The 11,620-nt window shown below is 37.7% G+C and carries 13 protein-coding genes; 8 read left to right on the forward strand and 5 right to left on the reverse strand.

The window, feature by feature from the left end; genetic code table 11:
- The gene (locus tag D0T08_RS01925; protein WP_116980874.1) at positions 1-762 is read left to right on the forward strand and encodes a biotin--[acetyl-CoA-carboxylase] ligase; all 762 of its coding nucleotides are present in this window, start codon (positions 1-3) and stop codon (positions 760-762) included.
- 161 nt (positions 763-923) lie between these two features.
- On the opposite strand, the gene D0T08_RS01930 is transcribed toward D0T08_RS01925, so the two are convergent.
- From D0T08_RS01930 to hisS, 3 genes are read right to left on the reverse strand one after another with little or no spacing between them, the layout of a single operon-like run.
- Positions 924-1,340, reverse strand: coding sequence for a thioesterase family protein (locus D0T08_RS01930; protein WP_116980875.1), 417 nt, complete (start codon positions 1,338-1,340; stop codon positions 924-926).
- Complete coding sequence (gene mltG / locus D0T08_RS01935; RefSeq protein ID WP_116980876.1) at positions 1,340-2,377, reverse strand: endolytic transglycosylase MltG; 1,038 nt, start codon at positions 2,375-2,377, stop codon at positions 1,340-1,342. Before mltG ends, D0T08_RS01930 begins: the two co-directional genes overlap by 1 nt.
- Before the next feature lie 4 nt (positions 2,378-2,381).
- Positions 2,382-3,743, reverse strand: a complete 1,362-nt coding sequence (gene hisS, locus D0T08_RS01940) for a histidine--tRNA ligase (protein WP_116980877.1) — start codon at positions 3,741-3,743, stop codon at positions 2,382-2,384.
- Between the two features lie 210 nt (positions 3,744-3,953).
- Between hisS and D0T08_RS27730 the strand changes: the two genes are divergently transcribed.
- Positions 3,954-4,097: a hypothetical protein gene (locus D0T08_RS27730; RefSeq protein WP_199538107.1), complete on the forward strand. Its 144-nt coding sequence runs from the start codon at positions 3,954-3,956 to the stop codon at positions 4,095-4,097.
- A 58-nt stretch (positions 4,098-4,155) separates the two neighbouring features.
- Here D0T08_RS27730 and D0T08_RS01945 read toward each other — a convergent pair whose 3' ends face one another.
- Both D0T08_RS01945 and D0T08_RS01950 read right to left on the reverse strand, forming a co-directional pair.
- Positions 4,156-5,007 (reverse strand): hypothetical protein, encoded by an 852-nt coding sequence (locus D0T08_RS01945; RefSeq protein WP_116980878.1) that lies wholly within the window; start codon positions 5,005-5,007, stop codon positions 4,156-4,158.
- Between the two features lie 175 nt (positions 5,008-5,182).
- Complete coding sequence (locus D0T08_RS01950) at positions 5,183-5,536, reverse strand: hypothetical protein (RefSeq protein WP_116980879.1); 354 nt, start codon at positions 5,534-5,536, stop codon at positions 5,183-5,185.
- A gap of 97 nt (positions 5,537-5,633) precedes the next feature.
- Between D0T08_RS01950 and D0T08_RS01955 the strand changes: the two genes are divergently transcribed.
- The 6 genes from D0T08_RS01955 (at position 5,634) to D0T08_RS01980 (ending at position 11,579) form a co-directional block, all read left to right on the forward strand.
- Complete coding sequence (locus D0T08_RS01955; RefSeq protein WP_116980880.1) at positions 5,634-6,401, forward strand: class I SAM-dependent methyltransferase; 768 nt, start codon at positions 5,634-5,636, stop codon at positions 6,399-6,401.
- 174 nt (positions 6,402-6,575) lie between these two features.
- The gene (locus tag D0T08_RS01960; protein ID WP_116980881.1) at positions 6,576-7,328 is read left to right on the forward strand and encodes an SDR family NAD(P)-dependent oxidoreductase; all 753 of its coding nucleotides are present in this window, start codon (positions 6,576-6,578) and stop codon (positions 7,326-7,328) included.
- Positions 7,329-7,359: 31 nt separating this feature from the next.
- Entirely contained in the window at positions 7,360-8,121 is a 762-nt protein-coding gene (locus D0T08_RS01965; protein ID WP_116980882.1) for an SDR family NAD(P)-dependent oxidoreductase, read from the forward strand.
- Between the two features lie 35 nt (positions 8,122-8,156).
- Positions 8,157-8,981 carry a DUF5672 family protein gene (locus D0T08_RS01970; RefSeq protein ID WP_116980883.1) on the forward strand — a complete coding sequence of 275 codons (825 nt, stop codon included), beginning with the start codon at positions 8,157-8,159 and terminating at the stop codon, positions 8,979-8,981.
- Between the two features lie 167 nt (positions 8,982-9,148).
- A complete protein-coding gene (locus tag D0T08_RS01975) occupies positions 9,149-10,327 on the forward strand; it encodes a glycosyltransferase family 9 protein (protein WP_116980884.1) in 1,179 nt (392 codons plus the stop codon).
- Positions 10,320-11,579 carry a glycosyltransferase family 1 protein gene (locus D0T08_RS01980; protein ID WP_116980885.1) on the forward strand — a complete coding sequence of 420 codons (1,260 nt, stop codon included), beginning with the start codon at positions 10,320-10,322 and terminating at the stop codon, positions 11,577-11,579. Before D0T08_RS01975 ends, D0T08_RS01980 begins: the two co-directional genes overlap by 8 nt.
- Positions 11,580-11,620 lie beyond the last annotated feature (41 nt).

Consider the following 11,620-nt stretch of genomic DNA (forward strand, 5'->3'; position numbering starts at 1 on the left):
TTGCACAATTTTCAGCCCAAAACGCTATTTCTTGGTAAAAATCTCATTTATCTGCCAAGTTGTCATTCTACTAACGATGTGGCCGCAGAAAAAATTCAAAATGGGCCAACTTTTGACGGTACTCTTGTCATAACTTCTGACCAAACTGCCGGACGAGGACAGCGAGGAAATAACTGGGAGACGCTACCCGGACAAAACATCACGATGTCTGTCATATTAAAACCTGATTTTTTAAGTGCTACTTCACAGTTTAGTCTGAATATTGCTATCTCTTTAGGTGTATACGAATTTTTGAGTAAATATGTTGCAGAAAATTTACGCATCAAATGGCCGAATGATATGTATATAGGCAATAAAAAGCTTGTTGGGATACTCATAGAAAATACTATTTCAGGTAGTCGTTTAAGTAACGCCATTGTTGGTATAGGCGTGAATATCAACCAGTTAAGTTTTAGCAATCCTAAAATAACCTCTTTACGCCTGGCTACCCAACATGATGAATTTGATCTGGAAAAACTAATAGAAGAACTCTGCGTTTGTCTTGAAAAATATTATCTGCAACTAAAGAACCGCCATGCCGCGCATCAGAAAAAACTATATCTGCAGCACTTGTATCGGTTTGGAGAAATGCATAAATTCAGTAAGGATGACACTCAATTTTCAGGTAAGATTATTGATATTGCCGATAGTGGCCAATTGATGATAGAAGTTGAGGGGGAAATACAGTATTTTGGCTTTAAGGAAGTGGCGTTTGATATATGAATTGAGTGATTGTATGAATGAGTGATTTAGTGATTGCATTTTACCACGGGGTTGCACTAAGTTTGGCACAAAGTAACAAAGAATTTTGATTTACTTGCTTATCATCAGATATTAGAATGTCCTTAATCAATTAATCAATCACTCATTCACTAAATCACCAATCACTCAATAAATTCAAAATATGGTTTTAATCTGTCCAGAATCTCATTTGGGCAGGTAGTAATGCGATTAGATGCCATTTTCACGAATACTAGTGTGGTTTCTCCGGTGTTCAGGAGTACCTTTTCTTCGTTATATATTTCGTAATAGAAAATAATGCGGGCACGTGGCATTTCTTTGATAATGACACGGATTGTTACTAAATCGTCGTATTTGGCAGGTTGAATGTATCGGCACTTGCATTCATACACAGGCATCATCACTCCCATTTCTTCTAAAGTACGGTAACGTAAGCCCAATGAACGGAGTGCTTCTACCCGACCAATTTCATATAAACGAGGATAATTGCCATAGTACATATACCCCATCTGGTCGATGTCGGCATAGCGAATGCGGTACTGCCAGTCAAACTGATACATTAGTGAATCTTAGCTTTATTGAGTGCTTCCTGATACATACGGGCATAATTTAAATGCTCGCTATAGGTTTCTGCGAAATTATGATAGCCTGAAAAATCTTCTTTTGCACAGAAATAGATATACTTATGACGCTCGTAGTTCAATACGGCATCTAATGCCACAGGCTCTGGCAAGGCTATAGGACCGGGAGGTAAACCCGGATTGCGGTAAGTATTATAAGGAGAATTAATTGCTAAATGTTTTTCCATGATACGTTTAATGCTGAAATCACCTACGGCAAATTTCACGGTCGGGTCAGCTTGTAAAGGCATACCAATACCTAGACGGTTGATATAAGAACCAGCCACACGTGGCATTTCGTCTTTTTTGTTAGTTTCTGACTGCACAATTGAAGCCATAACGGCCACTTCTACTGGCGTCATATTAATTGACTTGGCTTTTTGCAGTTTTTCGGCTGTCCAGTATTTCTTGTATTCATCGTGCATACGGTCTAAAAACTTATCCGGTGTGGTTGTCCAGCGCACAAAATAGGTATTAGGCAAGAACATACACATGATAGTCGTGGTATCGAAGCCATATTTGGCGCATACTTCTTTGTCTTTTAACCTCTCCAATAACTCTTCATTGCTGAACTCGAAGCGGCTACCGATTTTCTTAATCAAATCCGATTTCAGACGGATATTATTAAAAGTCAGCCTTACATCATCTTGCTGCCCTCTTTTCAGTTTAGAAAGAATCTCTTTATTACCCGAATTTGGTTTGATTTCATATCGGCCCGGCTTTACGTTTTCAGGATATTTCACCCATTTAGACAAAAACTGAAATGAGATTTCGTCATGAATCATTCTGTATTTATGGAGTGAGTCTACTACATTTTTGTAGGTTCCGCCGGTCGGAATATACAACACAAATGTTTTTTCGCCTTTTACATTCAGGTTATCACTGCTGGAAACCTGCCAGAAGTAAAAAGCCAGAGTAGCAACAATAGTTGTTACGGTTACCAGTGCGTAGGCAATAAATTTTCTGTTTTTAAGCATAATGCTATTTCAAATTTTGTATGATACTTTCTAAGGTATGTTTGGTTTGTTCGCCCGATTGCATGTTTTTCAGGGTAAGCTCTCCCGTCGACATTTCTTCTGAACCAACTACGCAAACATACGGAATTTTTTTTCGGTCGGCATACTCAAATTGTTTTCTTAATTTGGCATGGTCAGGATAAATCTCGGCATTGATGCCTGCATCACGTAGTTTTTTCAGGAGTGGTAATGAGTAAACTTCAGCCTCAGCATCAAAGTTAGTTAGTAATATCTGTGTGGTAACACCTTGATTATCACTAAACAGGCCTAGTTCTTCCATTACATCATAGATGCGGTCTACCCCCAAAGATATACCTACACCTGATAGACCAGGCAGACCGAATGTTCCGGTCAGGTTATCATAACGACCACCGCCGGAAATACTTCCCATTTGTACGCCATTGGCCTTTACTTCAAAAATAGCCCCAGTGTAATAGCTTAAACCTCTGGCTAAAGTAATATCTAACTGGATTTTAGGATTTTGTAGGCCAAAGCCGTCAACTAAACTCCATACTTTTTCTATTTCCTCTATGCCTTTTGAGCCTGTTTCCGAATCTTTCAACCATGTTTTCAAGCCATTTATTACTTCGTTGGCATCACCTTGCAAATTGAAAATCGGTTGTAATTTCTCGATTACTTCAGCAGAAAATCCTCTTTCTATTAGTTCCTCCTCTACTTTTTCTTTGCCGATTTTATCCAACTTATCAATCGCCACCGTCAAAGGCACTTCACTACCTTTCATCCCAATGATTTCAGCAATACCTGTTAAAATTTTGCGGTTATTGATTTTTACGGTGAAATCATTAACACCCAGATTCTGGAAAATTTCGTGTAACATCAATACGATTTCGGCCTCACAAATCAATGAATCTGTTCCTACTACATCAGCATCGCATTGATAAAACTCACGGTAACGTCCCTTCTGCGGGCGGTCGGCGCGCCATACCGGTTGTATCTGATAACGTTTAAAAGGAATAGCCAGTTCGTTGCGATTCATTACCACATAACGGGCAAATGGCACGGTTAAATCATAACGCAATCCTTTTTCTGAAATTTTATGAGTCAGTTTTTTGTAGCCCTGATCCAAATCTCCCTGAGATAAATCCTTTGAGAAATCACCTGAATTTAAAACTTTAAAAAGTAGTTGATCACCCTCATCTCCGTATTTTCCCATCAATACATTCAGGGTTTCAAGACTTGGGGTTTCTAAGGGTTGGAATCCGAATTTCTGAAAAGTATGTTTGATGGTATCAAAAATGAAATTTCTTTTTACCATGACTGATGGCCCAAAATCGCGTGTTCCTCTAACTAAACCGGGTTTACTCATTATCTTATATTGGTCTATAAATAATCTCATAAATTTTCTGCCACAAAATTAGTGTAAAAAACTTATTGTTAATTGTTAAATATTAATTGAATTTCTTAACTTTGCACCCTGATTTGGAATCATAGTCTGAAAAGACGATTTTAGAATATAATCTTTTAAATACCTCTCGACCCTTTTCGCAGGGTGATAGAGAACAAAATACGTAAAAAAATGGCAGTAACTAGATTAAAACGTAAAGCAAAAAGAAATCAAGCGGTTGCAAAAAACAGAATAGCTGAAATCAAACGCTTATCTTTAAAAACAGATATTCACGCAGTTGACGCTGAAGCATTGAAAGCAGAATTCGCAAAATAATTTATATTGATTCTTGCTAAGAAATTAAAAGAGACGCTAGAGGGCGTCTCTTTCTTTTTTATATATCGCTAAAACCTATCTCTCTTTTATTTATTCTGCAATCTTGTTTTATATACAGAATTGGCATATCAGGACTGCAATATGTAACACTGTTTTGTATGGTAGATTGATACGCTGTAGTACCTTCATACCAGGCCAAGACTGCAGACTCACAGTGAATACCCTTGATATATTTCAGGAAGTTGAGGTACGTTTGCTCCTGCTCTACTATGAAATTGAAGCTAATGGTAGAATCAAAAAAATCCTGATACTCTCCTATCAGTTTCTTCTCTTCTTCGAGAGTATGTTTGTCTTTGGCAAACAAAACAAAATTCAGGAAAATACCATAGTGCGATACAAATTCCTGAAAAGTACTAAAAAAATCAAAACCTGATTTTTGCACTTTCTCAACCAGAATACTCACATTGCTTGGGAAGGTTAAATCAATAGAAGGTGGAATAGCCACAATGCCCGCTTTGAGGTTTGCCAGAATAGCTCCCGCATTCTCTCCCATTTGCCAAGAACCTTGTTTATTGTTGGTACCCATGAAGATAGTGCCAAAATTTTCTTTGGTGTGCAAAAGCTGTAATTCTTCTATCAGGTTATGCTGAGCAATATGAATTTTAATGGTGCTCTTAACAGCTTTATTCAGAAAGCTAAGCGATTGCTCTACTATTCTATTGATACTCTCCCGGGCCTGATTTTCAGCTATTGGCCCATCAAGACAGTGAAAAATAGTATATTCAGTAGGAATATCTCTGGTAAGAAGAAATAAATACGAAATAATTTTTTCAGAATATTCACCTAAGTCTATTGCAACAAGCGTTTTTCTTGGCTGAATCTCTGGTAATTCAGATTGAGGTAATTTCATTAGTAGCAAACTTCACTTAATCTTAATTGATAAAATTGTATCAGTTCAGATTTTAATCATTTTCGCCACAAACCTAGCGATAAATACTCAAAATAAAAGTTTTGAATACTAAAATATCCAAAACTTGTTAATTATCTTCAATAAAATGTTAAAATAGCACAATAGGCGCCAAATATTATTCTGCCTTTGGCGGCTCTATTTTTGTGATAGTCAAAACCTTTTTTGGCTTTCTGTCTCTGTCTTTAAGAATATTTTTAATGAGTTTGCGGTTCTCAATTCTCATTCTGAAAATAATGGCTTGTCCGAATAAAGCTAATCCTGAATTAACCATGATAAGGCTATACGTACCTAACAAAAACCATCTCAGAAAAGGCGCATTGGTGTGCTTCAGATGCCCGGCTTCACTCAGAACGCTTAGTCCATAGCCTACCAGCATCATACCAACGGTAGCTGATAAAAACCACTTAACACGCAGAGGCATATTTTTAATTAACCTTTTTCCCGGAGGCTTCTGTTTTTTTATTTCCATATTTATCGAATCTTTATGTATATTGGTGTAAATGCAAAGACAAAAATAGTTAATTTTGGGCTTAAATAACAACGATATACACTCATAAGTTTAAAGCATGGGCAAAATTATTAGTTTCTTACTTCGTTTCATACCAAGAAAATACCTGCAATTATTTAGCCATATTCCCCTGAAAGTCTATACTGTTCTATTAAAAGGAAATACTGTTGAGTGTCCAGTTTGTGAGGTTAAGTTAGACAAGTTTCTTCCATATGGACGTTTATCTTCACGTAAGAATGCTCTTTGTCCCAATTGTCTGGCTTTAGAACGTCATCGCCTGATGGCTTTATATCTACGTGAGAAAACTAATTTCTTCACTGCCGCTCAATTAAAAGTATTACACGTAGCACCCGAATATTGTTTTATCGACCGCTTTGAAGCCATGAAAAATCTGGACTATATTACGGCCGATATTGAATCGCCGTTGGCAAAGGTAAAAATGGATATTCACCAAATACCATTTGAAGTTAATACGTTCGATGTGGTTTTCTGTAACCACGTGATGGAACACGTAGAAGATTACCACAAAGCTATGTCAGAATTACACAGAGTTTTAAAACCAGGTGGCTGGGGAATCATTCAATCACCACAGGACTGGACAAAAGAACATACCTTTGAAGACCCGACCATCACCGACCCGCGTGAACGTGAACGTATATTCTGGCAAAACGACCATTTACGTTTATTCGGAAGAGATTATGGCAGAGAACTGGAAAAAGCAGGTTTCAAAGTAAAAGAAGATGATTTTGTTCTGACAATGCCTAAAGAATTAGTAGAAAGATATGCCCTTCCGGCTGGAGAGATTATTTATTTTTGTGAGAAGTAAAGCTATTTAGTGATTTAGTGAATGAGCGATTGAGTGATTAAAAAAAAGCCAACTTCTCATTCTCTTACAAAATTTCCTAATCGATTAGATTTAAAGGAAAGAGCTAATGTCACTAACAGCTAAATTTTATTCACTCAATCACACATTCACTAAATCACTAAATAATTCAACTCTATGAAATTTAAAGATAAGATCGTCATTATTACAGGTGGTAATTCAGGTATTGGCAAGGCTGCTGCTCTATTATTTGCTCAGGAGGGTGCTAAGGTAATGGTGGCTGATTTAGCTGATTCACTAGATACTGAATTAGATTATGCTGTAAGCCAATCTGAAGGAGAAGTAAGTTTTGTTAAAGTAAATGTTACAAAACTGACTGATATTGAAAACATGATTGAGCAGACTATCAGTCTTTGGGGAAAGTTTGATATATTAGTTAATTCAGCTGGGGTTTTAGGGCCACGTATTCGTACAGAAAAATATCCGGAAGAGGATTTTGATAAAATCATTGATGTAAATGTGAAAGGGCTCTGGCATTGCATGAAAGTGGCGCTTCGCTATCTGGTGGAACAACGCAGTGGAAATATTGTCAATATTGCCTCGGTGGCAGGGCATCTGGGTATGGTAGGTCATATTGCTTATGCGGCTAGTAAACATGCCGTGGTAGGTATGACCAAAACTGCAGCTATTGAGTTTGCCAAACATGGTATCAGAATCAATGCCGTTTGTCCGGGTTTTACACAAACACCCATGTTGGAGGGAGCAGATACTGATGCAGCTTATCTGGAGGCTTTGCAATATGCAACCCCTATGAAACGCTTTGGTAAGCCTGAAGAAATTGCCAGTGCTATTTTATATCTGGCGGCAGATGAAGCATCGTTTATAACGGGACAAAGTGTCATTGCTGATGGCGGCCTGATTTTGCAATAAAATACTTCTACCCTATTCTATATAAGATTTTATGAAAAACGTTTTTGATTTAACCGATAAAGTAGCCCTTATTACCGGAGCAAGTAAAGGAATTGGAGAAGCGATTGCGAGGATATTTGCCGAATACGGCGCTAAAGTAGTAATCAGCAGTAGAAAACAAGCCGACCTCGACGAGTTGGCCAATGACATAAAAGCATTGGGTGGTGAGTGCACAGGCATAGCAGCTCATGCAGGAGAAATAGCTCAACTGAAACTATTGGTGGAGAAAACAGTTGAGATTTATGGAGGCATTGATATTTTAGTAAATAATGCCGCTACTAATCCGGTTTATGGGCCATCATTGGATTGCTCTGAAAGTGCCTTTGATAAAATCATGCAGGTAAATGTGAAAGCGCCTTTTGAATTAGCAAAAATGGTTCATCCTATTATGAAATCTCGTGGCGGTGGTAGCGTTATTAATATAAGTAGTATTGCAGGGCATACGCCTGACCCTGGCTTGGGTATATATAGTGTGAGCAAGGCCTCATTAAATATGCTGACTAAAGTGTTAGCTAAAGAATGGGGTGAAGATGGTATCAGAGTGAATGCGATTTGTCCGGGTTTGATTAAGACCAAATTCAGTCAGGCTTTGTGGGATAATGAGAAAACACTGGCGCATTTTACCAAACGCCTGCCAATTGCGCGTATGGGGTCAGTTGAAGAAATTTCGCCGATGGCATTATATCTGGCTTCATCGGCTTCTGCCTATACTACCGGAGGATTGTTTTCGATTGATGGCGGAACGATTATATAAGATAAAAATACTATTGAGATTAACCCTTATTCGTTTTGGAAAAGACCAGTGTTTGTGTACTAATACCTATTTACCAGAAGCAATTAAGTAATTACGAAGCCATTTCGCTTGAACAAGGCGTAAGAGTTTTAGGGAAATATCCTATTATATTGGTAAAACCGGCTTCGCTCAATGTAGACCATCTTTTAGAAAAATATCCGCAACTGCAAACCCAGAACTTTGATGATGCTTATTTTAAAAGCACATTGACCTACAATAAACTTTTGCTATCGGAAGAATTTTATGAGCGTTTTCTTGCTTATGAATATATGCTGATTTATCAGCTGGATGCCTTTGTGTTTAAAGATGAACTGTCTTACTGGTGTAGCCAGTGTTATGATTATATAGGCGCTCCCTGGCGGATTGAAATAGATTTTAATGCGAAATGGCAGGAATGGGTATGGAATTTGAAAAAGAAAGTAGCTATCTGGTTTGATCTGAAAGAAGAGCGTTATGGTAAATATGGCCCTAAGGAGATAATTATGAAACGTGGGGTTGGTAATGGTGGATTTTCTTTAAGAAAAACCCAAAAGCTGTTGAATCTGATTCCGAAAAAACGGGAGAAAATTGAGAAATATTTAGAATTAGCCAAGACTCACCCGGCATACAATGAAGATATGTTCTGGTGCATTGAGTTGAATCGTTATTTTCCGAAACTGAATATTCCTGATTGGCGAACGGCATTAAAATTTGCTGTGGAACACATGCCTGAAAAAGCATATCAATTGAATAATGGATTACCTTTTGGTTGCCATGCCTGGGATATTTACGAAACAGACTTCTGGAAAAAACATATTCGTGCATTTGGATATGAGATTTGAACCATTGAGTGATTGAGCGATTTAATGAATGAGTGATTAAAATTTAGATAATTGTTATTGAATGAATAGCGCGGTGAAGGAGTATTACTTTTAAATTAATCACTCAATCACTAACTCACTCATTCGCCGGGCGTCGGTCGCTCAATTCTTATTTAAAGAAATTGTTTATGAGGAAATATTGTGGGACTCCACGGGAGACTATTCCATTCACCGTAATGGACTTCTTTGTGGATATTTATGCCAAGCTTTTTTTTAAAAGACGTGCGAGAAAATTTGATTCAGTTGCTCCTAAGCGTATCCTGATTGCTTCTTTAGGGCATTTAGGCGATGCTTTGACGGTAACTTATATATTTCCATTGATTAAGAAAAAATACCCTGATGTAAAAATTGATTTGCTGGCACCTAAGTGGTGTGAGGCAGTTAATCAATACAATCCTTATATAGATCGTACTATTTACATCAATCATTATCAGACCAACCGAAAAAAGATTTCGCGTTGGGAGAAAATAAAGGAGCATTACAAGACATTGAAGGAGGCTTTGCCACTATTAAAGCAGGAGTCTTACGATTATTATATTGACATTCGCTACAGTGATGCGGTTGCGCATTTTGTTTTGCCTTATATTGAGGTCGGTAAAGCTTTTGGGTTTGCGCGACGGGGTTTAGGAGGATTATTAGACAAAGAATTTGATGTACCGCAGGGTGAGTTTCATCATTTTGATATGTATTTCATGCTTTTGCGAGAAATAGGCGTAGAAGCCAAATTATCCGATATTGAACCCTATTTTCCGATTTCTCCGGGTGCAACATTTGAAAAGATTAAGACTAAAACTGGTTTTTCTAAATTGCCTTATCTGATGGTTTTTCCGGAATCGGGTGGTGAACATAAACAACTCTCACCACAATTCTGGGCTTCTATTCTGACTGAGATTTTGGAAAAGACGAGTTATTATATTCTATTATGCGGCCAAACCGGGCTTTCGAAGAAAATCTGGGATTTAGTTACAGTACCTACTTTCAATAGAGTAATTGATACTTCGGGCAAAATCAGTATTCATGAAATAGCGCTCTTATCACAGAAAGCTAGTTTTGCGCTTACGCTTGATTCGTTCCCGGAGCATTTGTGTTGCATCTTCTGCAAAACTGTTTCCGTCTATAAAGGTACTGGTTATCCGTTTTTCCCTTTGGCGAATTTTCCGGTTTATCTGATACATAACCATCTGTCAAGTGTAGGCATGCCTTTCGACCGTGATAATGTTGAATTAGTCTATCAGGAAGATTTAGAAACCCCTGAAGTAAAAGAATTGATTTTAAATCGAGTAAGCGCTGTAATTGTACATGAATAAAGTTGTAATTGATGGCTCTGTTTTAGGGCTGGGATTCTTCCATGAGCAATCCCGTACGGGCATTTATCGCGTAGCCGAAAATCTGGTTAAAGGATTATCGAAAGGTAATCGTGCTGAAGTAGCTATAGCCAGTACTGAACATCTGCCTGAAACAATTGCTTATCTTGAAAAGCATCATCTGAACTGCAACTTTCCGATTGTCAATAAGCCTAAAGATATTCGATTAGCCAGTTTCGAAAAAAAAATTGTTTCATCTTTTGCCTACAAATCTTTGCCACAAAAGGTTGTCCGAGAGATTTTTACGCGTCTGCGTGCTAAATTTAAGCCTTTTTATAGTTTTAATGTCAATACGCTGGGCAAGCATGATATTTATCATTCTCCTTTTCTGCCTATCCCGAAAGAGTTAAGAGGGATTTCAAGGCCAACTAAAGTAATTACAATTCATGATTTGATTCCGCATTTATTTCCGTCTTATTTTGGTGAATGGAATGTAAATATGATGAAGAAGATTCTGGATTCCTTAGAAGATAATCACACCTATCCTATCTGTGTCTCAGAAGCAACCAAGAATGATTTATGCGAGGTAACAGGTATTTCGCCTGACAGAGTATTCGTAGTACCGCTGGCAGCATCAGAAGATAAGTTCTATCAGATGCGTGACAACGAAGAAATTGAGTGTATTTTACAGAAATATAATATTAATATTCATAAGCGCTACTTATTATCAATTGCTACGCTTGAACCGCGCAAAAATATTGAGCGTACCATCAGGGCTTTTCTGAAACTGATTCAACAAGAAAAAATAGAGGATTTGAATCTAGTACTGGTAGGTTCCAAAGGCTGGGATTTTGAAACTATTTTTGATGAAATAAAAGCTAATCCAGTCTTAAAAGAGAAAATAATTGTTACAGGTTTCGTGGCTGATGAAGATTTAGCTGCTTTATATTCTGCTGCCTTGGCTTTTGTGTATCCATCTCTCTATGAGGGCTTTGGTTTGCCACCATTAGAAGCCATGCAATGTGGTACACCTGTAATTACCTCAAATAAAAGTTCATTGCCTGAAGTAGTTGAAGACGCCGGGCTATTGGTTGAACCAACCGACGAAAATGCCATTGCCGAAGCGATGTTGCAGCTCTACGCCGATAAAAGCTTACGAAATATTTTAAGCAAAAAGTCTTCCCTACAAGCCCAAAAATTCTCCTGGAAAAAATTTACAGAACAGCATATTAGTATTTATCAGCAAATTTCCTAATTTCGTAACTTGTATAGACAAGTACACATTCAACCCCGCTG

The organism is Emticicia sp. C21 (genome assembly GCF_003418935.1).
Lineage (GTDB): Bacteria > Bacteroidota > Bacteroidia > Cytophagales > Spirosomataceae > Emticicia.

What these genes read in the sequence shown, in the direction of transcription:
- D0T08_RS01930 (WP_116980875.1), bottom strand. Translation starts at nt 1,340, where the DNA reads ATGTATCAGTTTGACTGGCAGTACCGCATTCGCTATGCCGACATCGAC.
- mltG (WP_116980876.1), bottom strand. Translation starts at nt 2,377, where the DNA reads ATGCTTAAAAACAGAAAATTTATTGCCTACGCACTGGTAACCGTAACA.
- hisS (WP_116980877.1), bottom strand. Translation starts at nt 3,743, where the DNA reads ATGAGTAAACCCGGTTTAGTTAGAGGAACACGCGATTTTGGGCCATCA.
- D0T08_RS27730 (WP_199538107.1), top strand. Translation starts at nt 3,954, where the DNA reads ATGGCAGTAACTAGATTAAAACGTAAAGCAAAAAGAAATCAAGCGGTT.
- D0T08_RS01945 (WP_116980878.1), bottom strand. Translation starts at nt 5,007, where the DNA reads ATGAAATTACCTCAATCTGAATTACCAGAGATTCAGCCAAGAAAAACG.
- D0T08_RS01950 (WP_116980879.1), bottom strand. Translation starts at nt 5,536, where the DNA reads ATGGAAATAAAAAAACAGAAGCCTCCGGGAAAAAGGTTAATTAAAAAT.
- D0T08_RS01955 (WP_116980880.1), top strand. Translation starts at nt 5,634, where the DNA reads ATGGGCAAAATTATTAGTTTCTTACTTCGTTTCATACCAAGAAAATAC.
- D0T08_RS01960 (WP_116980881.1), top strand. Translation starts at nt 6,576, where the DNA reads ATGAAATTTAAAGATAAGATCGTCATTATTACAGGTGGTAATTCAGGT.
- D0T08_RS01965 (WP_116980882.1), top strand. Translation starts at nt 7,360, where the DNA reads ATGAAAAACGTTTTTGATTTAACCGATAAAGTAGCCCTTATTACCGGA.
- D0T08_RS01975 (WP_116980884.1), top strand. Translation starts at nt 9,149, where the DNA reads ATGAGGAAATATTGTGGGACTCCACGGGAGACTATTCCATTCACCGTA.
- D0T08_RS01980 (WP_116980885.1), top strand. Translation starts at nt 10,320, where the DNA reads ATGAATAAAGTTGTAATTGATGGCTCTGTTTTAGGGCTGGGATTCTTC.